The organism is Lonsdalea britannica, assembly GCF_003515985.1.
Taxonomy (GTDB): domain Bacteria; phylum Pseudomonadota; class Gammaproteobacteria; order Enterobacterales; family Enterobacteriaceae; genus Lonsdalea; species Lonsdalea britannica.
Genome location: NZ_CP023009.1, coordinates 1,448,310 through 1,468,462 on the forward strand (window position 1 = coordinate 1,448,310; position 20,153 = coordinate 1,468,462).

General features: G+C 57.2%; 17 protein-coding genes and 1 pseudogene. 10 read left to right on the forward strand and 8 right to left on the reverse strand.

Annotated elements, in window-relative coordinates:
* Positions 1 to 60: 60 nt before the first annotated feature.
* The 4 genes from CKQ53_RS06835 to tolC all read right to left on the reverse strand — a co-directional run bounded on the left by CKQ53_RS06835 (position 61) and on the right by tolC (position 4,361).
* Positions 61 to 615: a tetratricopeptide repeat protein gene (locus CKQ53_RS06835; protein WP_085651035.1), complete on the reverse strand. Its 555-nt coding sequence runs from the start codon at positions 613 to 615 to the stop codon at positions 61 to 63.
* 224 nt (positions 616 to 839) lie between these two features.
* The gene (locus CKQ53_RS06840; protein WP_085651034.1) at positions 840 to 2,000 is read right to left on the reverse strand and encodes a glutathionylspermidine synthase family protein; all 1,161 of its coding nucleotides are present in this window, start codon (positions 1,998 to 2,000) and stop codon (positions 840 to 842) included.
* 12 nt (positions 2,001 to 2,012) lie between these two features.
* Positions 2,013 to 2,726, reverse strand: coding sequence for a DUF1190 family protein (locus CKQ53_RS06845; RefSeq protein ID WP_094118157.1), 714 nt, complete (start codon positions 2,724 to 2,726; stop codon positions 2,013 to 2,015).
* Between the two features lie 246 nt (positions 2,727 to 2,972).
* Positions 2,973 to 4,361 (reverse strand): outer membrane channel protein TolC, encoded by a 1,389-nt coding sequence (tolC, locus tag CKQ53_RS06850; RefSeq protein WP_094118158.1) that lies wholly within the window; start codon positions 4,359 to 4,361, stop codon positions 2,973 to 2,975.
* A gap of 358 nt (positions 4,362 to 4,719) precedes the next feature.
* Here tolC and nudF point away from each other — a divergent pair, with 358 nt between their 5' ends.
* The 6 genes and pseudogenes from nudF (at position 4,720) to CKQ53_RS06880 (ending at position 10,146) form a co-directional block, all read left to right on the forward strand.
* Positions 4,720 to 5,352: an ADP-ribose diphosphatase gene (nudF, locus tag CKQ53_RS06855; RefSeq protein WP_026740731.1), complete on the forward strand. Its 633-nt coding sequence runs from the start codon at positions 4,720 to 4,722 to the stop codon at positions 5,350 to 5,352.
* A 4-nt stretch (positions 5,353 to 5,356) separates the two neighbouring features.
* Positions 5,357 to 5,779 (forward strand): DUF1249 family protein, encoded by a 423-nt coding sequence (locus tag CKQ53_RS06860; protein ID WP_026744045.1) that lies wholly within the window; start codon positions 5,357 to 5,359, stop codon positions 5,777 to 5,779.
* Between the two features lie 27 nt (positions 5,780 to 5,806).
* Positions 5,807 to 6,634 carry a 3',5'-cyclic-AMP phosphodiesterase gene (gene cpdA, locus CKQ53_RS06865; protein WP_094118159.1) on the forward strand — a complete coding sequence of 276 codons (828 nt, stop codon included), beginning with the start codon at positions 5,807 to 5,809 and terminating at the stop codon, positions 6,632 to 6,634.
* Positions 6,634 to 7,215: an esterase YqiA gene (gene yqiA / locus CKQ53_RS06870; RefSeq protein WP_085651030.1), complete on the forward strand. Its 582-nt coding sequence runs from the start codon at positions 6,634 to 6,636 to the stop codon at positions 7,213 to 7,215. Before cpdA ends, yqiA begins: the two co-directional genes overlap by 1 nt.
* Before the next feature lie 117 nt (positions 7,216 to 7,332).
* A pseudogene (gene parE, locus CKQ53_RS06875) lies at positions 7,333 to 9,227 on the forward strand (DNA topoisomerase IV subunit B).
* 22 nt (positions 9,228 to 9,249) lie between these two features.
* Positions 9,250 to 10,146 (forward strand): LysR substrate-binding domain-containing protein, encoded by an 897-nt coding sequence (locus CKQ53_RS06880; protein ID WP_094118160.1) that lies wholly within the window; start codon positions 9,250 to 9,252, stop codon positions 10,144 to 10,146.
* Positions 10,147 to 10,181: 35 nt separating this feature from the next.
* Here the strand turns inward: CKQ53_RS06880 and CKQ53_RS06885 are convergent, their stop codons facing one another.
* On the reverse strand, positions 10,182 to 10,763 hold the full coding sequence (locus CKQ53_RS06885) for an NAD(P)H-dependent oxidoreductase (RefSeq protein WP_085651027.1): 582 nt from the start codon (positions 10,761 to 10,763) through the stop codon (positions 10,182 to 10,184).
* Positions 10,764 to 11,022: 259 nt separating this feature from the next.
* On the opposite strand from CKQ53_RS06885, the gene parC reads away from it, so the two are divergent.
* From parC to ftsP, 3 genes are all read left to right on the forward strand, one after another.
* Positions 11,023 to 13,296, forward strand: coding sequence for a DNA topoisomerase IV subunit A (gene parC / locus CKQ53_RS06890; protein ID WP_094118161.1), 2,274 nt, complete (start codon positions 11,023 to 11,025; stop codon positions 13,294 to 13,296).
* A 213-nt stretch (positions 13,297 to 13,509) separates the two neighbouring features.
* Positions 13,510 to 14,247: a 1-acylglycerol-3-phosphate O-acyltransferase gene (locus CKQ53_RS06895; protein ID WP_085651025.1), complete on the forward strand. Its 738-nt coding sequence runs from the start codon at positions 13,510 to 13,512 to the stop codon at positions 14,245 to 14,247.
* Positions 14,248 to 14,350: 103 nt separating this feature from the next.
* On the forward strand, positions 14,351 to 15,766 hold the full coding sequence (gene ftsP / locus CKQ53_RS06900) for a cell division protein FtsP (RefSeq protein ID WP_094118162.1): 1,416 nt from the start codon (positions 14,351 to 14,353) through the stop codon (positions 15,764 to 15,766).
* 19 nt (positions 15,767 to 15,785) lie between these two features.
* Here the strand turns inward: ftsP and CKQ53_RS06905 are convergent, their stop codons facing one another.
* Genes CKQ53_RS06905 through CKQ53_RS06915 form a run of 3 tightly spaced genes read right to left on the reverse strand, consistent with a single transcriptional unit; the run spans position 15,786 to position 19,176 of the window.
* The gene (locus tag CKQ53_RS06905) at positions 15,786 to 16,733 is read right to left on the reverse strand and encodes a PfkB family carbohydrate kinase (protein WP_118895294.1); all 948 of its coding nucleotides are present in this window, start codon (positions 16,731 to 16,733) and stop codon (positions 15,786 to 15,788) included.
* A complete protein-coding gene (locus CKQ53_RS06910; protein ID WP_085651023.1) occupies positions 16,733 to 18,151 on the reverse strand; it encodes a purine-cytosine permease family protein in 1,419 nt (472 codons plus the stop codon). Before CKQ53_RS06910 ends, CKQ53_RS06905 begins: the two co-directional genes overlap by 1 nt.
* Positions 18,097 to 19,176, reverse strand: coding sequence for an ADP-ribosylglycohydrolase family protein (locus CKQ53_RS06915; protein WP_085651022.1), 1,080 nt, complete (start codon positions 19,174 to 19,176; stop codon positions 18,097 to 18,099). The genes CKQ53_RS06910 and CKQ53_RS06915 overlap by 55 nt, the downstream gene beginning before the upstream one ends.
* A gap of 197 nt (positions 19,177 to 19,373) precedes the next feature.
* On the opposite strand from CKQ53_RS06915, the gene CKQ53_RS06920 reads away from it, so the two are divergent.
* Positions 19,374 to 20,114: a GntR family transcriptional regulator gene (locus tag CKQ53_RS06920; RefSeq protein WP_085651021.1), complete on the forward strand. Its 741-nt coding sequence runs from the start codon at positions 19,374 to 19,376 to the stop codon at positions 20,112 to 20,114.
* The last annotated feature ends 39 nt before the right edge of the window (positions 20,115 to 20,153 follow it).

Here is a 20,153-nt window from a genome sequence, read left to right on the forward strand (position 1 = left end):
TCGAACGCAGGAACGCCGAATGAGCGGTTCTGCGCACCTTCCCGCCGCATTACGTCGATTTTAGGGGGCCAAGTGTCCGTCAATGAACGCGATCATTTTGTCGGCGCCCTCTTTCAACTGCGGCGTGGCATCCGGGTTGTTTAAGGCTTTTTCCGCCCACAGCCTGGCCTGCTCAAAATCTCTCGGCAGTTGCGGATGTTTGCTCAATACGACGGACATCAGCAGTTGCGCGGGAGCAAAACCGGCTTCAGCCGACTTTTTCAGGTATATCAGCCCGCTTTCCGGATCGTTTTCATTGGGCATTCTGCCAAGATAAATTTTGCTCAGTCGAAATTGCGCCCGCACGTCGTTGGCGTCCGCTTCTTGCTTTAACCATTCAATGCCTTCCGCCCGGTATGGCGGCCAGTTACTACGCAGCAGCTGATCCGTGAGCTGATGTCGGTCTTTTTCGCTGCCGTTCTCTGCCTTTTCTCTCAATGTTTTGAGCTGGAGTTCTTCCTGAGTGATTTCCTGTGCTAAAGAGTGGGGCGTCGTTTCTTGCGCGTCGGGTTCGCTTTGTGCGTACGAGGCCGTATGAAGACCCAACAGGAGTGCCATCACTAGCGTTTTTTTCATGATCTTCCCTTGTGTTCAATTCCATCAAAAAATCAAAACAGCCCCATCGAGATGAATCGGGTCATCAATGATGTCTACTGCGGCTGGATAAGATATTTAACCAAATGGAGACGTTTTCAAAGGGAGAATAAAAGGGAGAAAATGATTTTCTTGCTGAGAACATGAAACGCAGCGGGTAAAAAGCGGGAACGCAGACGGCGAGGAGAACGCCGTCTGCAAAGGCGTTAATCCAGAATAATGTGCGGATAAAAACGCGATAAGTCCTGTGTAATCAGAGATTTGTCTTCTCGCAAACCGATGCCGCAGGCTTTGTCGCCGACCAGCCAGCTGCCGATCAGCGTGTAGCTGTCGCCGAATTTCGGCAGCGGATGATACTGCTGCACGATGTTGCCCTCTTCGCCGTAGGGACCGTCGGCAGAGGCGATTTTCTGGCCGTTTTGGACAATGTCGATGTTCGCGCCTTCACGTGAAAATAGCGGTTTCACGACATAGTTTTCCATCGCCGGATGATCGTCTTCCGCAAAGTAGGCGGGAAGCAGGTTCGGATGATTGGGGAACATTTGCCAAAGCAGCGGCAGCAGCGCCTTATTGGAGATAATGCTCTTCCATCCGGGCTCCAGCCAGCGCACGCCTGCGTCCGCCAGCTTGGTGGAAAACGTTTCCCGCAGCATAAATTCCCACGGATAGAGCTTGAACAGATTACTGATGACCTGATCTTGCGGATCGGTAAACTGACCGCGTTCACCCAGACCGATTTCGTCAATGTAGAGAAAATCCGTCGCGATGCCGGCTTCCTCTGCGCAATCCTGCAGATATTGCACGGTGCCGCGATCTTCTTCGGTGTCCTGACAGCAGGTGAAGTGCAGCAGCCCAAAGCCATGCTGCTGACGCAGCTCGGCGAAACGCTCAATCAGCTGCTCCTGAATGCTGTTGAACTGATCGGCGTTTTGCGGCAGTTTTCCGGCGTTGATCTGATCTTCCAGCCAGCCCCATTGGAAGAACGCCGCCTCATAGAGCGAGGTGGGCGTGTCGGCGTTGTTTTCCAGCAGCTTCGCCGGATTGACGCCGTCATAGACCAGATCCAGTCGGGAATATAACGCGGGTTGCTGGCTTTTCCATGATTCACGCACGAAATCCCAGGTGTGTTTGGGGATACGAAATCGGGTTAGCAGCGCTTCGCTGTTGACGACTTTATCCACCACCTGCAGGCACATTTGGTTCAGCTCTTCCGTCGTCGACTCCAGCTCTTCGATTTGGGCCAGCGTGAACTGATAGCAGGCGTTTTCGCACCAGTAGGGTTCGTCATACATCGTATGGAAATTGAAGCCGAATTCGGCGGCTTTTTCACGCCAGTCAGGGCGTTCCGCTATCGCGATTCTTTTCATTGTGTCTGAGCCTTACCCACCCATCGAACTGTGGCTACGATAACTTGAACCCGAACGGGAAGAGGAGTTGTCTCGCTCTTTTCTCAACTGCTGCTGTTGTCGGTTAATGGACTCGCCGAAGCCGCCTCGCATCGTCGTGGTGGTGGTCGCGGGTTTGGGCGTCATCGCGGTTTTAGGTACGGTGATCGTACGGCCGGTTGTTGCGCTGCCATAGCTTTTGCCGCTCGCGTCGACGAACTGACCGTTCGCCGGGCTGGCCGCGGAACGCGGGCTGAACAGCGGCTGCTGAGCATATCCGCCGCCGCCCATCATGCGGCCCATCATGTAGCCCGCCATCAACGGCATCCAGAAACTGCCGCTTTCGTGCGGCTGCGCCGTCATGCCAGCCTGGGCAGGTGCGTTTTGATTCGATGCGGTGGTCGCGGGCGTCTGCGTACACTGCGCTTCGCCGAATTCAGCGACGCAATCTTCCTGACTCCGGTACTTCGGCGCGGTCTTCTCGGCTTCTTTCAGTGCGTTGTTATAGGTTGTGGTGCACTGGTCTTTCATGGACGGGTTAGCGCGAGAACAGTCGTCTGCATTCTGATAGAGGGACACGGTTTCATCCGTCTTTTCGCAGCCAGCCAGCATAAGTATGGAGCCAATGGCCAGCGTCAGCGGCGCCAGAGGAAAGCGACGCCAGCTTTTACGGAAGCGATCATAGTTGATGTTACGTGTTCTTTTCATTGTGTGGTGTCTTCCCGAGGAAAAGGGCATCTTGCCCAACATAACAGTAAAGGTTTGTAGAATAGGTGAACGGCTTGGGTTTTAAAAGCGAGGCACGAGTGGGCGTGGGCTTTTTTACGCAGCTATACAATTCGCGTTGAAAGAAATTCTCGCGCTGAAAGAAATCTGCGGTGAGGGGAGCCGTCGTTGAATGATGCGGCGGAAGCACGTTCGCGCCGCATCATGTCAGACGTTGAAAAAAAGCGATCAGTTGCCGGCGGCGAAAACGGTCCGGGTACTGTCGTCTGCGGTCGGCGCCGGTGTCGTCGATACCGGTTTGCCCAACGAGGCGTTCAGCGCGCGCAGATCGTTTTCATTCAACGTTCCCAGCGCATATTTCAAGTTCAGCTCATTAATCAGGTAGTCGTAACGAGCGCTGGAGAGCTGCTGTTTCGCGTTATACAGCGTTGTTGTCGCGTCAAGAACGTCAACGATGGTACGTGTTCCGACCTGATAACCCGCTTCCATGGCGTCCAAAGAACTTTGCGCGGACACGACGGCCTGCTTATAGGCGGCGATGCTGCTAATGGACGCGGCAATGTTGTTGTGAGACGAACGCAGCGTCTGAATCATGCTGCGGTGCGCGCTCTCCAGATCTTCGCTGGCGGCCACATAGCTGTGCTGCGCCTGTTTGACCTGAGAGTTTGTCGCGCCTCCGCTGTACAGCGGCAGGGAGAAGCTCAGGCCGACCTGATGCTGTCCGATATCGCTGTCGTTGTAGCTGCCTTCCGACGCGCGTGACCCGGAATAACGGGTGTTGCTAACGCCGGTAGAGGCGGATAAATCCAGCGTCGGCATGTAGCCGGTCTGCGCCGAACGAATTTGCTCGCGAGCCAAATCCTGGCTTAAACGCGAGGACAACAGGCTCAGGTTGCGGCTTTCCGCCGTTTTCATCAGCGTATTGATAGGCTCGGGTTTTTGAGCGGTGAAGTTGGCGGTATTCACGCTGGCCAGTTCCGGATAGACGTTTCCGGTAACCTGACGCAGGACTTCCATATAGTTGTCCAGCGCATTGCGGGCGGTGACTTCGCTTGCCAGCACGCTGTCATACTGCGCTCGGGCGTTCTGCACATCGGTAATGGCGACCAAACCGACGTTGTAGCGCTGAGTGGTTTGATCCAGTTCGCGATAAATAGACGCTTTTTGAGCGGTGACATACGACAGCGAATCAATCGCTCGCAGCACGTTGAAATAAGCGGTGGCGGAGTTCAGCAACAGCGTTTGCTGCGCGGTCTGATAGGTGACGTCTTCGATGCCGGCTTGTTTTTCCTGCAGCGTCAGCGCGCGCCATTTGGACATATCGAACAGGGTTTGCGTCAGCTGCAGCGAAGCGCTCTTCACGTTGTTATTCACGTCTTTGCTGTCACGGAAACCGCTGGTATAGGTATAATCCGCACCCAGACCCAGCTGCGGCAACAAGGGAGAACGCGCTTCGTTGATTTTCTCAAAGGCGGCGTCACGAGTCGCTGCAGAACTGCGTAAATCGGGGTTTGTCGTTTTAGCCTGCTGATAAATCTGTAACAGATCTTCCGCCTGGCTCATGAAGCTGAAGCCGCTCAGACCCAAGCCGATAAGAAGAGGGAGCAATTTCTTCATTTGCATTCCTTGTTGTGCAGCAAAGTTGCTATGGTAGCGCCATCTGAAGACGATTAGTTGCCGATTCTAGCAGAATCTTACAATAAGATGAGGTGGCTGAATGTGCCATCCTGCGGCGACATCCGCGCCCTGACGCATTTTATCGACCGTCATAAAGTGGGGAAAATCCCCGTTAATGCGTTCGGTGCGGCCAAAAGGCGGTGAACATACATTCTTCGTTTCTGGCGGTTGCGTTGTCTTGACGATAACGTCGGGCGTCAGGTTTGGGTCAATATCGTTTCAATCGCCGGTGACTCCGGCCAACATCCCCAGCAGCAATATACACTGAGATTACGAGACATATCACAGGAGTACAAAGATGGCGTCTTCAAAGACTCGTCCCTTCACCTTCACCAAAGACGATGTTGAAATTATTGCACGTGAAACGCTGTACAAAGGTTTTTTTTCGCTGGATCGCTACCGTTATCGTCATCGACTGTTCAAGGGCGGTATGAGCGGCGAAGTCAGTCGTGAGATTCTCGAACGTGGTCATGCGGTCGTGTTGCTGCCATACGACCCGGTGCGGGACGAAGTGGTGTTGATCGAACAGATTCGTATTGCTGCCTACGATACCAGTGATTCGCCGTGGCTGTTTGAGCTGGTCGCTGGCATTATTGATCCCGGCGAAAGCCATGAAGACGTCGCGCGGCGAGAAGCGCAGGAAGAAGCGGGTTTGACTGTCGGACGTTGCCGCGAAGTGCTCAGCTATCTGGCCAGTCCGGGCGGCACCAGCGAGCGCCTGACCATTATGGTTGGTGAAGTGGATACCCGTACCGCACAGGGCGTGCACGGGCTGGCCGAGGAAAACGAAGACATTCGCGTTCAGGTGGTCAGCCGCGAACAGAGCTATCGCTGGGTCGAAGAGGGAGTGATTGATAACGCGGCCTCAGTCATTGCCTTGCAATGGCTGGCGTTGCACCATGAAAAACTGAAAACTGAGTGGGTGGACTGAATTGATGAAACGTTATACTCCCGACTTTCCCGAAATGATGCGGCTGTGCGAAATGAATTTTGCGCAGTTGCGCCGTCTGCTGCCGCGTCAGGATGAGGTGGGTGAAAAAGTGGAGTATCACGTGCAGCAGGCTCGCTATCGTTTAACGATTCTTGAGTCTACCCGTTATACCTCGCTGGTGGAGATCCAACAGATTGCGCCAGCGGTAAGCTACTGGAGCCTGCCGACGCTGGTTGTGCGGCTCTACCACGATGCGATGGTCGCGGAAGTGTGTTCCAGTCAGCAGATCTTTCGCTTTAAGGCACGTTATGATTACCCCAATAAAAAGCTACACCAACGTGACGAAAAGCATCAAATCAATCAGTTCCTTGCTGATTGGCTAAAATACTGTTTAGCGTATGGTTCGATGTCGGTTCCGGTTTATTAGGCAGATTTCACAGACCAAGGACACCATTTGGAAAGCCTGTTGACACTTCCTGTGGCGCGTGGGGCCAGAGTCAGGATTTTACAGATAACAGATACCCACCTGTTTGCTGGCAAGCAGGAAACCCTGCTTGGTGTGGATACCTATCGCAGTTACCACACGGTGCTGGAAGCTATCGCCACACGGCAATACGACGTTGACCTGATCACCGCCACGGGCGATCTGGCGCAGGACCACTCGCTGACGGCGTATGAACATTTCGCTGAGGGGATCCGCCGCTTTGACGCCCCCTGTGTCTGGCTACCCGGCAATCACGATTTCCAACCGGCGATGGTGGATGCGCTGGCGCTGGCCGGCATCGCGCCCTCCAAGCATGTGCTGTTAGGGGAAAACTGGCAGGTGATCTTGCTGGACAGCCAGGTGTTCGGCGTACCGCATGGCGAGCTGAGCGAGTATCAGCTGGAGTGGCTGGAACGGATACTGAGCAGCCATCCTGAACGTTTTACCCTGCTGATGTTGCACCATCACCCCTTGCCTTCGGGCTGTACCTGGCTTGACCAACACAGCCTGCGCAACGCTCACAGTCTGGATGCCGTCCTGTCCCGCTACCCCAACGTCAATACGGTGCTTTGCGGGCATATTCATCAGGAATTGGATCTGGACTGGCACGGTCGACGCCTGCTGGCGACGCCCTCCACCTGCGTGCAGTTCAAGCCGCATTGCACCAACTTCACGATAGACAGCGTCGCTCCCGGCTGGCGTTATCTGGAATTATTGCCGGACGGCGGCGTTGAAACGCAGGTGGTTCGTCTGGAAGGCAATGCTTTTCTGCCTGATATGGATTCGGACGGTTACTGATGCCTACCTTGCTTTATCTCCACGGTTTCAACAGTTCGCCCTATTCGGCGAAGGCGACGGCGCTGGGCCGCTGGCTGGCCGAACACCATCCCGACATCGACATGATCGTTCCCCAACTGCCCGCCTATCCGGCGGAAGCGGCCGAGCTGATGGAGAATCTGGTCATGGAGCGCGCCGGTCGGCCGCTGGGCATTGTGGGCTCCTCGTTAGGCGGATATTACGCTACCTGGTTGTCGCAATGCTTCCTGCTGCCCGCGGTGGTGGTGAACCCCGCCGTCAGGCCGTTCGAGCTGTTGATCGATCATTTGGGCCCCCAGCACAATCCCTACACCGATGAGCAATATGTGCTAGAGTCTCGGCACGTTTACGACCTTAAAACCATGCAGGTCGAACCGCTGGAATCCCCGGATCTGCTTTGGTGCCTGCTGCAAACCGGCGATGAGCTCCTGGACTACCGGCAGGCCGTGGCCTATTACACCGCCTGTCGTCAGACGGTGGAGTCCGGCGGCAATCACGCGTTTATGGGATTTGAGCACTTTTTTGCGCCTATCGTTGATTTTCTGGGGCTGACCAGGCGCTGACCGCCATGACGTTGATGGCGGTGAACGGGCCGGAGCAACAGCGCAGGGGGCCCGTCATCCGAGTGCCGGTTGCACGACGTCATATCATTTCAAACAACGACTTAACTCATTCAAACCATGACACAATCAAGTTATAACGCTGACGCCATTGAAGTCCTCAGCGGACTGGAGCCGGTGCGCCGTCGTCCAGGTATGTACACGGATACCTCCCGCCCGAACCACCTGGGACAAGAAGTGATCGATAACAGCGTCGATGAAGCGCTGGCCGGTCATGCTCGTCGCATCGAGGTGATTCTGCATGCCGACCAATCGCTCGAAGTCATTGACGACGGCCGCGGAATGCCGGTCGATATCCACCCGGAAGAAGGGGTGCCTGCGGTCGAGCTCATCCTGTGTCGTCTGCATGCAGGCGGCAAATTCTCCAACAAAAGCTATCAGTTCTCCGGCGGTTTGCACGGCGTGGGGATCTCGGTGGTCAACGCCTTGTCCACGCGTGTCGAAGTGACCGTCCGCCGCGGCGGCGAAGTCTACGATATGGCGTTTGAGAACGGCGACAAAGTGCAAGATCTGACGGTCACCGGCACCTGCGGTCGCCGCAACACCGGTACGCGCGTTCATTTCTGGCCTGACGGCAGCTTCTTCGACAGCCCGCGCTTCTCCGTTTCCCGACTGACGCATCTGCTGAAAGCCAAAGCGGTACTGTGTCCGGGCGTGGAAATCATCTTCAAAGACGGCGTCAATAAGACCGAGCAGCGCTGGTGCTACCAGGACGGGCTGAACGACTATCTTTGCGAAGCGGTCAACGGCCTGCCGACGCTGCCGGAGAAACCGTTCACCGGCGCCATCACGGGCGAGAGCGAGGCGGTGGAGTGGGCGTTACTGTGGTTGCCGGAAGGCGGAGAGCTGCTGACGGAAAGCTACGTTAACCTGATCCCGACCCTGCAGGGCGGTACGCACGTCAACGGCCTGCGTCAGGGACTGTTGGACGCCATGCGCGAGTTTTGCGAATTCCGCAACATTTTGCCGCGCGGCGTGAAGCTGAGCGCGGATGATATTTGGGAGCGCTGCGCCTACGTCCTGTCCGTGAAAATGCAGGATCCGCAGTTCGCCGGACAGACCAAAGAGCGTCTGTCGTCACGCCAATGTGCGGGCTTCGTTTCCGGCGTCGTCAAAGACGCTTTCAGCCTGTGGCTGAACCAGAACGTTCAGGCGGCCGAACAATTGGCGGAAATGGCGATCTCCAGCGCCCAGCGACGTCTGCGCGCCGCCAAGAAAGTGGTGCGTAAAAAGCTGACCAGCGGACCGGCGCTGCCGGGCAAGCTGGCGGACTGTACGGCGCAGGATCTGAACAAAACCGAACTGTTTCTGGTGGAAGGGGACTCCGCGGGCGGCTCTGCCAAACAGGCGCGTGACCGTGAATATCAGGCGATTATGCCGCTCAAGGGCAAGATCCTGAATACCTGGGAAGTCTCTTCTGACGAGGTGCTGGCGTCGCAGGAAGTTCACGATATCTCCGTGGCGATCGGCATCGATCCGGATAGCGAAGATCTGAGCCAGCTGCGTTACGGTAAAGTGTGCATTCTGGCGGATGCCGACTCGGATGGCCTGCATATCGCGACGCTGCTGTGCGCGCTGTTTGTCCGACACTTCCGTTCGCTGGTTGCGGGGGGCATGTGTATGTGGCGATGCCGCCTTTGTACCGTATCGACCTCGGCAAAGAAGTGCATTACGCGCTGGATGAAGAAGAAAAGAACAGCATTCTGGAACGCCTCAAACGCAAAAAAGGCAAGCCCAACGTTCAGCGCTTCAAAGGGCTGGGCGAAATGAACCCGCTGCAGCTGCGTGAAACGACGTTGGACCCGAACACGCGCCGTCTGGTGCAGTTGACCATCGGCGAAGACGATGTCGAAAAGACGATGGCGACGATGGATATGCTGCTGGCGAAGAAGCGCTCGGAAGATCGCCGCAACTGGTTGCAGGAGAAAGGCGATGAAGCGGAAATTGAGGTCTGACTGCTAACGCAGTGATACGCCAATGAAAGTCACGCTGGAAGAAATGCAGGCGTTTGTCGTGGTGGCGGACAGCGGTTCCTTCACCGCCGCCGCCGACCAACTGGGGCAAACCACCTCCGGTATCAGCCGGGCGTTAAGCCGGCTGGAAAACAAGCTCGGCGTGACGCTGCTGCACCGCACGACGCGACGGCTGGTCTTGTCCGAGGAAGGCCAGCTGTTTTTAGTGCATGCGCGCGGCGTCATCCAGGCGGTCGAGCATGCGGAAGAGGCGCTGGCGCTATCCCGCGAGCAGCCCTGCGGCCGTTTGCGGATTAATGCCGCCACCACCTTTATGCAGCACGTGATCGTGCCCCTCATCCCTGAATTTCGTCGCCGTTATCCGCACATCGTCCTGGAGCTGAATACGGATGATGTCTTTATCGATCTGCTTGAACAGCATACCGATATCGCCATCCGCATCGGCGCGCTGAGGGATTCTACGATTCACGCCCGGCGGCTCGGTGCCAGTCAGGTCAGAGTCCTGGCTAGTCCGGACTATGTGCGGCGGCATGGCGTGCCGCGCTCGGTGGAAGCGCTGAATGAGCATACGCTGCTGGGGTTCACGCAGTCAGAAAGCTTAAATCAGTGGCCGCTGCGGCACGCGGGCGGAGAGTTCTTCACGATCACGCCGACCATCTCGGCGTCTAACGGCGAGATGCTGCGGCAGCTGGCGCTGCGGGGAGAGGGCATTACCCGGCTGTCTGACTTTATGACCTGCGAGGACTTGGCGGCGGGGCGACTAGTGCAGATCCTGCCGGAGCACACGGTCGATACGCGCCTGCCGGTGAATGCGGTGTATTACCGTACGCACTCGTTAGCGGGAAGAATCGCCTGCTTTCTTGATTTTCTAAGTGAAAAGATGGCGCAGCACCCGCTATAACCTGGACACAGGAGCGAGGGCCGCGCCGATGAGGGTTAGTCGAAGATTTTTTCCAGGTGTTCGCGGTAACGGGCAATATCGCCATCAATATCGGGCTGTTTGATGACGTCGTTACAGATGAACGTCGGCAGTGCGGCCAGTCCGATGAACTCGTTGGCTTTGTGGAACGGCAGGTAGACGCCATCCACGCCGACGCCGTGGAAGAACTGATCTTTGTCGGTGAAGGCTTCCAGCGGCGCGTTCCAGGTCAGAGACAACATATAGGTTTTGCCTTGCAGCAAGCCGCCTGAGCCATATTTTTTACTGTCGTCGGAACGGGTGCGGCCGTCGCTGGCATACAGCGAGCCGTGACCTTCGGTAAAGACTTCATCGATATACTTTTTCAGCGTCCACGGTGCGCCCATCCACCAGCCGGGCATCTGATAGATGATGGTGTCGGCCCACAGGTAATTTTGGACTTCCTGCTGGATATCGTAACCCTCGTCTATCTTGATAACGCGGACGTCATAGCCTTTTTCGCGCAGGAAGCTGGCCGCCACGTCTGACATCGTGTCGTTCAGCTGTCCTTTGGAATGGGCAAAAGCCTTGCCCGCATTGATAAGCAGAATGTTATGCATAGCCGATATCTCACCTTCGATGAGTCATAAATGAATAGAGAGACAGTGTACTCAGCGGCGTCGGGGAGAAAAATGTGCAATGGCGCACAACACTCTTGACTGAACAGCAACAATCACAGAGAAATGCCCCCATGCGGCGGTCGTATCGGGCTACTGTGACAGTCAGCCACAAGTTGCGGTACTATCGCGGGCAGCTTCTATCACACTGACGGGGTTGTTCTGTTTTTAGACAGCCAACGCCACGGTTTAAGGATAATGAATGAGTGAATTGACTCATGACGGCGCAGAACGCCTTGCGCTGCACACGTTTACAGAGAACGCCTATCTCAACTACTCCATGTACGTCATCATGGATAGGGCGCTGCCGTTTATCGGCGACGGCCTGAAGCCGGTTCAGCGCCGTATCGTCTATGCGATGTCGGAGCTGGGATTGAACGCCAGCGCCAAATTCAAGAAATCCGCTCGTACCGTCGGCGACGTACTGGGTAAATACCATCCGCACGGCGACAGCGCCTGTTACGAAGCGATGGTGTTGATGGCCCAGCCGTTCTCCTACCGCTATCCGCTGGTCGACGGCCAGGGAAACTGGGGGGCGCCGGACGATCCGAAGTCCTTCGCCGCGATGCGTTACACCGAATCCCGCCTGTCCAAATATGCCGAAGTGCTGCTGGGCGAGTTGGGTCAGGGCACGGTGGACTATACGCCGAACTTCGACGGCACGATGCAGGAGCCGAAAACGCTGCCGGCTCGACTGCCGAACGTGCTGCTGAACGGCACTACCGGCATCGCTGTTGGGATGGCGACGGATATTCCTCCGCACAACGTACGTGAAGTCGCCGCCGCGACGGTCGCGCTGATCGACAACCCGGACGCGACGCTGGACGAGCTGCTTGAACGGGTTCAGGGGCCGGATTTCCCGACTGAAGCGGAAATCATCACGCCGCGCGAAGAGCTGCGCAAGATGTACCGGACCGGTCGCGGCTCTGTCCGCATGCGCGCGGTATGGAAAAAAGAAGACGGCTCCGCCGTCATCACCGCGCTGCCCCATCAGGTGTCCGGCGCCAAGGTGCTGGAGCAGATCGCCAGCCAGATGCGCGCCAAGAAGCTGCCGATGCTGGAAGACCTGAGGGATGAGTCAGACCACGAAAATCCCACGCGTCTGGTGCTGGTTCCTCGCTCGAATCGTGTCGACCTGGAGATGGTGATGAACCACCTGTTCGTCACCACCGATCTGGAAAAAAGCTACCGCATCAACATGAACATGATCGGTCTGGATTCTCGCCCCAGCGTCAAAGGGCTGCGTGAAATCCTGACCGAGTGGCTGGTCTTCCGACGCGCTACTGTCCGCCGTCGACTGAACTACCGGCTGGAGAAGGTGCTCAAGCGCCTGCATATTCTGGAAGGTCTGCTGGTGGCGTTTCTGAATATCGATGAAGTGATCCACATCATCCGTACGGAAGACGAACCCAAGCCGGTATTGATGAAGCAGTTCAGCCTGAGCGAAACGCAGGCGGAAGCGATTCTGGAGCTGAAACTGCGCCACCTCGCCAAGCTCGAAGAGATGAAAATCCGTGGCGAGCAGGACGATTTGGCGAAAGAGCGCGATCAGTTGCAGGCGTTGCTGGCCTCCGAGCGCAAACTCAACACGCTGCTGAAAAAAGAGATTGAAGCCGACGCCAAGGCGTATGGCGACGATCGCCGTTCGCCGCTACATGAACGTGGCGAAGCGAAGGCAATGAATGAGCACGATCTGCTGCCGTCCGAACCGGTGACGATTGTGCTGTCCGAAATGGGCTGGGTGCGCAGCGCCAAAGGCCATGATATCGATCCCGCCGGGCTGAGTTATCGTGCTGGCGATACGTTCCGCGCCGCCGCGCGTGGGAAGAGCAACCAACCGGTGGTCTTTATCGACACCACCGGGCGGAGCTATGCGCTCGACCCGCTGACGTTGCCTTCGGCCAGAGGACAAGGCGAGCCGCTGACCGGCAAGCTGACGCCGCCGCCGGGCGCGACGGTGGAGCAGGTGCTGATGGCGGCGGACGACCAGAAACTGCTGCTGTCTTCCGACGCCGGATACGGCTTCGTGTGTACCTTTAGCGATCTGGTGGCGCGCAACCGCGTCGGGAAGAGCGTGCTGACGTTGCCGAACAACGCGAAGGTCATGCCGCCGCTCAGCGTGCAAAGCGACGACGATTTGCTGTTGACGATCACCGCCGCCGGGCGAATGCTGCTCTTCCCTGTGGCGGATCTGCCGCAGCTGTCGAAAGGAAAGGGCAACAAAATCGTCTCTATCCCTGCCGCTCAGGCGGCCAGCGGTGAAGACAAGATCGGCTGGTTGTTTATCATCACGTCGACCTCTTCCGTGACGCTGTATGTGGGTAAACGCAAGCTGACCCTGCGGCCGGAAGATTTGCAGAAGTTCCGTGCGGAACGCGGCCGTAAAGGCACGCTGTTGCCACGCGGTTTGCAACGAGTCGATCGCGTAGAGGTTGTGTCTCCGCAGGCCCCCGCCGATAAGAGCGGCGACGCCTGATTCTCGCGTATTATCAGCGCCGCGGGGGACCGCGGCTAAAATGACGGACGCCTTATCTGTCGGTGTGTTTCACCGGGGGATAAGGCGTTTTTAAGTTGTACTTCTGACTGCGGCGTGCATGCTGAATATTGGATACATTCGGAAGCAAGGTTCGCCGTGTGTTTTGGAAGGAAGCCGCTATACTACCGGCGGCAGTTGGCTAATGAGGTTGTTATGGTATTTCTTCTTCGCTTTGTGGTCGTGATAGTGTCCGCTATCCTGATTTGTCTGTTTGGCTTTATCTACTGTTTATTCAGCCCGAAAAACCCGCGGCACGTATCAACGTTTGGTCGTATGTTCGGGCGGCTTTCGACGTTGTTCGGCCTGAAGGTCGATATTCGCCTTCCTGAGGATGTCTCTCGCTACGGCGACTGTATCTACATCGCCAATCACCAAAACAACTATGACATGATCACGGCGGCCAACGTCGTACAGCCTCGCACCATCACGGTCGGTAAAAAGAGCCTGGCCTGGATCCCGTTTTTCGGCCCGTTGTACTGGATTACCGGCAACTTGCTGATTGACCGCGATAACCGCACCCGCGCGCACGGCACCATTGCGCAGGTCGTGCAGCACATCAAAGAACAGCATATTTCCGTGTGGATGTTTCCGGAAGGAACCCGCAGTCGCGGGCGCGGCCTGATGCCGTTTAAAACCGGCGCTTTCCATGCGGCCATCGGTGCGGGTGTCCCCGTCGTGCCGATCTGTATCTCCAACACGCATAACAAAGTGAAGCTTAATCGCTGGAACAACGGTCTGGTCATTGTTGAAATGTTGCCGCCGATCGATTGCAGCGCCTACGGCAAGGATCAGGTCCGTGAACTAGCGGCGCATTGTCACGCGGTGATGGCGGAAAAAATTCAGCAGCTCGATGCGGAAGTCGCCGCTCGGGAAGCCGCTAAAAAACGATAGCCGTGAGTCCAGCCGCACGGTCCGGTGGCGGCGTATCAGCAGGTCTGATCTTCCTTTGGGAAGTGATAGGTAGCATGCGGTTTTACAGGTTTTCGGAGTGATTATGTCATTAAGCCGGCGTCAGTTTCTTCGGGCATCTGGTGTGGCCCTGTGTTCCAGCGCCATGCCATTAACGGCTAAGGCCGATGTTTCTACCAACATGTTACCTATTCCCCCGCTCATCGAATCCCGTCGCGGGCAGCCGGTCTTCCTGACCCTACAGCGCGCGCACTGGGCTTTTTCCGGCAATCGTAAAGTTCCGGTATGGGGAATCAACGGCCGCTATCTCGGCCCCACCGTCCGGGTGTACAGCGACGATGACGTCAAGCTGATTTACAGCAACCGACTGACTGAACCGGTGTCGATGACCGTCAGCGGCCTGCAGGTGCCCGGCTCGTTGATGGGGGGCGCTGGCCGTATCATCCCGGCCGGTATGGACTGGTCGCCGGTGTTGCCGATCCGCCAGCCAGCCGCTACCTGCTGGTATCACGCCAATACGCCAAACCGTATGGCGCCGCACGTCTATAACGGTCTGGCGGGCCTGTGGCTGGTGGAAGATCGCATCAGCCAATCGCTGCCGATCCCCAATCATTATGGCGTCGACGATTTTCCGTTGATGATCCAGGATAAGCGGCTTGATGGCTTTGGCACGCCGCAGTATGACCCGCCGAGCCACGATGGCTTCGTTGGCGACATCCTGCTGGTCAACGGCATGCAGACTCCGTTTGTCGAAGTGTCGCGCGGTTGGGTACGTCTGCGGTTGTTGAATGCCTCGAACGCACGCCGCTACCTCCTACAGATGAGCGACAACCGGCCCATGTATCTGATCGCCAACGATCAGGGCTTTCTGCCCGCGCCGCTGGCGTTGAACCAGTTGCCTATCGCGCCGGGCGAGCGCCGCGAGATTCTGATTGATATGTCAAAGGGCGACGAGGTGACGCTGACTGCCGGTGCGTCGGCCGGCATTATGGACCGCCTGCGCGGCCTGTTCGAGCCGTCCTCGATTCTGATATCTGGCCAAATTCTGACTCTGAAACCGACCGGCATGCTGCCGCTGGTGACCGACACGCTGCCGATGCGGCTGTTGGCGGATAACATCGTGGATAGCACCATCAGCCGTACCCGTGAATTCCGGCTGGGCGATACCTTGCCGGGCATCAACGGCGCGATGTGGGATATGAACCGGACGGATGTGCAGACGCAGGTTGGACGCTGTGAGCGCTGGCTCGTACATGCGGATACGCCGCAGCCCTTCCATATTCAGGGGGCTTCCTTCCTGGTGCGCAGCGTGAACGGCGGCAGAATTCCGCCGGAAGATAATGGCTGGAAGGATACGGTATGGGTGGAGAACGACGTGGAACTGCTGGTGTACTTCAATCAGTCTTCCGTCGACCGTTTCCCGTTCCTGTACTACAGCCATACGCTGGAGATGGCGGATAAAGGATCGGCCGGACAGCTGGTGGTGCAGGCGAACGCCTAAACGCGTTCGCCCGATGCGGCTAGTGATGCGGCGCGGCGCTGGGGGCGGTGGCGAAACGTTGTTGCAGCTCCTGCCAATCCGGCGCGCCATTTGCGCCGGGCCGGGAGACCACGCAGGCGGCGATACGATTCGCCAAATCCACCGCGTCCGCCAGCGGCCACTGCGCCGACAGGGCGGCCAGCAGCCCGCCGCTGTGCGCATCACCGGCACCGATGGTATCGACCACCTCCACCGGGTAGATTGGCGCGTAGCGGGGCGTTTCTCCCGGCACGCATAGCCAGGCGCCGTCTTTGTCCAACCGGCAAATCAGCGTCAGATGATGGCGGGCGGCGTACTCTGCGGACAGCGCGATAGGGTCGCCATCGCCGCACAGAAAACGGGTTTCGTCCCGGTTCAGCGTCAGCAGGGTATTCGTATTGTCCAGCGCCGTGATAAAGGTGGGCGGTACGTCTGCGATACGCGGTCCCAGATCCACAAGCTTGCGCTGAGGCTGAGCCAGCAACCAGTCGCGCAGGAGGGCGCCGTTATCACTACTCAGCTCGTAGCCGCTGGCGTAGATCAGCGCGTCTTCCGGCACAACCAACTGAGCCAGCTTTTCCTTCGACCACTGCGACTCGCAGCCTGAAACCGATATAAACGTGCGTTCACCGGTCTCTTCCGCCAGCGCGAGGCACCAGCCGTTATCCTGATCGTCACTGCGAAGCTGTATGTCTAAACCTAGTGCGGCCATCTCTGCGGCGACGCGTTGGCTCCACGGTCCGTTGCCGACCGTCATTCCATTGATGACCGGTACCTGAAGTCGGCGGAGGGCGCGGGCGACGTTGAAGGCGCAGCCGCCAATCTGGTAGCCCAGATCTTTCGCTTCAATATCTTCCCCGCTCTGCGGCAGCCGTTTCACGGCCATCACGTTATCGCCCACTGCGGCGCCGATCACCACTACGGGCGTGGTGGCATGAAAGTCCTTCATCATAGCTTCTCCTTGGGGTTACACAGCAAATACAGACCGTACGTCGCCAGGCTGATGCCGAAGGAGAGGAAAATGCCCAGGCTGGAATTGGCGAAAATTCCGACCGCCAGCGGACCGTCGATAAACCCGGTTTTCGTGACCAGCAGACCGCATACCGATCCCAACAGCCAGCAGCCGAGCGGGATCCAGCGGACGCCGCGATTTTCGCCGTTCAGCCCGAATAGCGTGACGGCCGAGTAGCCGCGATGCTGCCGCAGGCTTAGGTAGTCCAGGATAAACATCGCTGCCCACGAGCCGAGGAACACGCCGCAAAAAATCAGGAACGAAATAAATGGCGTCAGGAAGTCGCCGGAAACGAACAGAACGTAAATCGCCACGCCCAGCATCAGAATGGCGTCGATGGACACTGCCACGGACTGGCGGACTTTAATACCAATGGTCAGCAGGTTGAGGCTGGCTGAATAGAGGCTCAGTACCGCGATGGTGACGACGCCCGCGGTGGCGGTCAACAGGTAGGGAACGGACATCCACGGCGGAAGCACAGTGCCGATCAGCGCGATGGGATTGGCAGAACTGGCAAGATCCTTTAACTGGGAAGAGAGCAATATGCCGGCCAGCATCAGCAGGACCAGCGGCAGACAGGCGCCGCCGACCACGGAGGCGAAAATGCTGCTGCGCGGCGTGGATGGATGCTGATAGCGGCTGTAGTCGGCCCCCGCGATAGTCCAACCGATCCCGGTGCCTGCGGCAATCACGGAAACGGCCGGCAGGAAACCGGTCAGCCAACTGCCGGACGGCATCGCCAGCACCTGCTGCCACGGCGTATTGAACAGAATGTAGATGACCACAATCAACGTCATGGTGCCGAAAATCTTACTGAACCAATTCTGCATCGCGAACAGCACATTTTGCCCGAGCAGGCTGACAATGATGGTCAGGCCAGCAAACAACACCAAACAGATAGCAGTCAGCGTGTGGCTGGCGCTGAAGCCGATAGCTTCAAACAGCGCAGCTAGCGTCATGGTGCCGGTAATGACGTTGACGGCTTCCCAGCCGATCAGGCAGAACCAGCTGAACGCGGTGGGCGCGATGTTGCCGCGTAGGCCAAAGATGACGCGGGAGAGCGTCAGGGTCGAGGTGCGGCCGGTTTGTCCGGCAAAGGAGGTGTAGCCAACGAGCGAGAAGCTGGCGACGCCGATGACGGCGGCCAGGACGGACTGAATGAAGGAGAGTCCGAAGGAGACGATGATGGCGCCGTAAACGATGCCGAGGATGCCGATATTGGCGGCGCACCAGATCCAGAAAAGCTGTAGCGGGGTGCCCGTGCGTTCAGCCTCGGGCACCAGATCAATACCGGTTTCTTCTACTTTCCAACCTTTGGATGAAGGTTGTGTATCACCTCGTTGCGTTCCATCCATTCCAATGTGCTCCTCTTTATTCTGAATGCATAAAGTTTTGCAGCATGAGGAGTGAAGTCAATCTCATTGGCCTGATTGATGATGGAAACCCATGCTGCGGGAAAGGCATTAATACCTTGAAGCGCACCGCAAATCGCGGTGGCCATAGCGCCAATTGTATCCGTATCGCCGCCAAGATTGGCAGCTAATATAGCGCAGCGTTGGGGTTGGGTGACAGCCAGTTCGACCAGAGCCAGCGCCATCGGCACGGATTCCAGCGTATCCATGCCTGCGCCCAGCGTATCGTACAGCTCCGAGAGCGCTAGCGCGTCTGGGACATGACGTAGCGTGGCGGTCAGGCTGAATGCCTGCTCGATGCGGCGGCTTAGCTTTGGACTGAAAGTGGTGATGCGTTGCAGTTGGACTTCTTCCGCCAACCGCGGCAGTTCGTTTTTGATCGTCTTCCACTCCGCGCCGTCGATAGCGCGGCTGATGGCCCAGGCAATGACGACCGCGCCGGCAACGGCGATATCGGACTGATGCGTCGGGCTACAGGACAGGCGCACCGCGTGGATAAACGCGGCTTTGTCGGCGGTGGACATCAAACAACCCATCGGTGCTACACGCATAGCGGCGCCGTTGGTCACGCCGTTGGCGTTGATTTCATGCACGGGCGTGCCGGAACGAATAGCGTTCAACGCCGCCTTGGAACTGGGGCCAAGAACGTTTTTTTCGAAGGCGTTGATGCGCGTCGCCCATGCCAGAATATGCCTGGCGATGCGCTCAGGCTCAATGGCGCCTTTGGCTTCGATCACGGCGTTAATCAGGGCGATGGCCTGTTGGGTGTCGTCGGTGAATTCCCCTGCGATAAGACCGCAGGCGGCGACATTGACGTCTGGTCCTGGCAGAAAGCGATCGATCCAGCCAAAGTGCTGGCGGACGCGCTTCTGCGGCCAAAGTTCTGATGGCATCCCCATCGCGTCACCCGCCGCTTGCCCATAGAGACAACCGAGGATGGCGTCGTGGGGATGTTTTATTACGGTCATGAAGACCCCTGGTGTTGGCTTAGTTTCCTAATACCGTGGCTAATGTATAAAAAGCGTGCGTTAATTGCAAGTCCAATTTAAAGCCTTTATGATGCCAATGTAAATCCTAAGTACATTACCCTGCATATTATGAGTATCCAGGCGGTGGGGAATTGATAAAAAATTGCCTCATTAAAGACCCTAACTACAAGGCAGCCATGGAAGAATTTTTTATTCAGTTACGGTCCTTGCTGGACAAGCCGTCATCCGCTCCGCGTTACATGCAACTGGCGAAAGCGCTGGAGCTCGCTATTCAGCAACGGCGCGATCTCAGCGGGCATTTTTTACCGCCGGAGCGCCAGCTGGTACAACTGCTGGGGCTGTCCCGCGTCACGGTTTCCCGTTCTCTGGCGCTGCTGGAGCAGAAAGGGTTGATTCTTCGCCAGCAAGGCGTCGGCACGCGTATCGCCCTCCAGCTCGACTATGCGCTGACCAGCGATGAACCGGGTTTCTCCGCGCTGGTTCAACAGCGGGGCGGGGTCGCCAGCAATAGTTGGCTGGAACGTATCACCGACGTCGCCATTAGTCCGACGCTGGCACTGACGATGCATCTTCCGGACAGCGCCGTGTTGACCAAACTTCGTCGCGTCAGGCTGTTGAATGATGAGCCGGCATCGCTGGAGACGGTATGGATCCCACAGCGCTGGTTACCGAAACCGGAAGAAATTGAACATTCGCTGTACGGCTATTGGCGCGAGCGACACATCTTTCCAGAAAATCGGCGTTATCGTGTCCGTGCCGTTAGCGCAACGCGGGAAATTTCGAAACTGCTGAAAGTGCCGAATGGCATGCCACTGCTGTTTAGCCGTCAGCACACCTTCGACGCCAAAGGTGAGTTATTGGAATACTGCGAAATTTATTGCCGTAGCGATATCTATGAATTTGAAGTGTCAGACTGAATCACCGTCCCTGCGGTAAGCGCAGCGCCGGTCAGACCA

What these genes read in the sequence shown, in the direction of transcription:
- CKQ53_RS06835 (WP_085651035.1), bottom strand. Translation starts at nt 615, where the DNA reads ATGAAAAAAACGCTAGTGATGGCACTCCTGTTGGGTCTTCATACGGCC.
- CKQ53_RS06885 (WP_085651027.1), bottom strand. Translation starts at nt 10,763, where the DNA reads ATGCATAACATTCTGCTTATCAATGCGGGCAAGGCTTTTGCCCATTCC.
- CKQ53_RS06905 (WP_118895294.1), bottom strand. Translation starts at nt 16,733, where the DNA reads ATGAAGGACTTTCATGCCACCACGCCCGTAGTGGTGATCGGCGCCGCA.
- CKQ53_RS06910 (WP_085651023.1), bottom strand. Translation starts at nt 18,151, where the DNA reads ATGGATGGAACGCAACGAGGTGATACACAACCTTCATCCAAAGGTTGG.
- CKQ53_RS06920 (WP_085651021.1), top strand. Translation starts at nt 19,374, where the DNA reads ATGGAAGAATTTTTTATTCAGTTACGGTCCTTGCTGGACAAGCCGTCA.
- yqiA (WP_085651030.1), top strand. Translation starts at nt 6,634, where the DNA reads ATGCCTACCTTGCTTTATCTCCACGGTTTCAACAGTTCGCCCTATTCG.
- CKQ53_RS06845 (WP_094118157.1), bottom strand. Translation starts at nt 2,726, where the DNA reads ATGAAAAGAACACGTAACATCAACTATGATCGCTTCCGTAAAAGCTGG.
- CKQ53_RS06880 (WP_094118160.1), top strand. Translation starts at nt 9,250, where the DNA reads ATGAAAGTCACGCTGGAAGAAATGCAGGCGTTTGTCGTGGTGGCGGAC.
- CKQ53_RS06915 (WP_085651022.1), bottom strand. Translation starts at nt 19,176, where the DNA reads ATGACCGTAATAAAACATCCCCACGACGCCATCCTCGGTTGTCTCTAT.
- parC (WP_094118161.1), top strand. Translation starts at nt 11,023, where the DNA reads ATGAGTGAATTGACTCATGACGGCGCAGAACGCCTTGCGCTGCACACG.
- CKQ53_RS06860 (WP_026744045.1), top strand. Translation starts at nt 5,357, where the DNA reads ATGAAACGTTATACTCCCGACTTTCCCGAAATGATGCGGCTGTGCGAA.
- nudF (WP_026740731.1), top strand. Translation starts at nt 4,720, where the DNA reads ATGGCGTCTTCAAAGACTCGTCCCTTCACCTTCACCAAAGACGATGTT.
- ftsP (WP_094118162.1), top strand. Translation starts at nt 14,351, where the DNA reads ATGTCATTAAGCCGGCGTCAGTTTCTTCGGGCATCTGGTGTGGCCCTG.
- CKQ53_RS06895 (WP_085651025.1), top strand. Translation starts at nt 13,510, where the DNA reads ATGGTATTTCTTCTTCGCTTTGTGGTCGTGATAGTGTCCGCTATCCTG.
- tolC (WP_094118158.1), bottom strand. Translation starts at nt 4,361, where the DNA reads ATGAAGAAATTGCTCCCTCTTCTTATCGGCTTGGGTCTGAGCGGCTTC.
- CKQ53_RS06840 (WP_085651034.1), bottom strand. Translation starts at nt 2,000, where the DNA reads ATGAAAAGAATCGCGATAGCGGAACGCCCTGACTGGCGTGAAAAAGCC.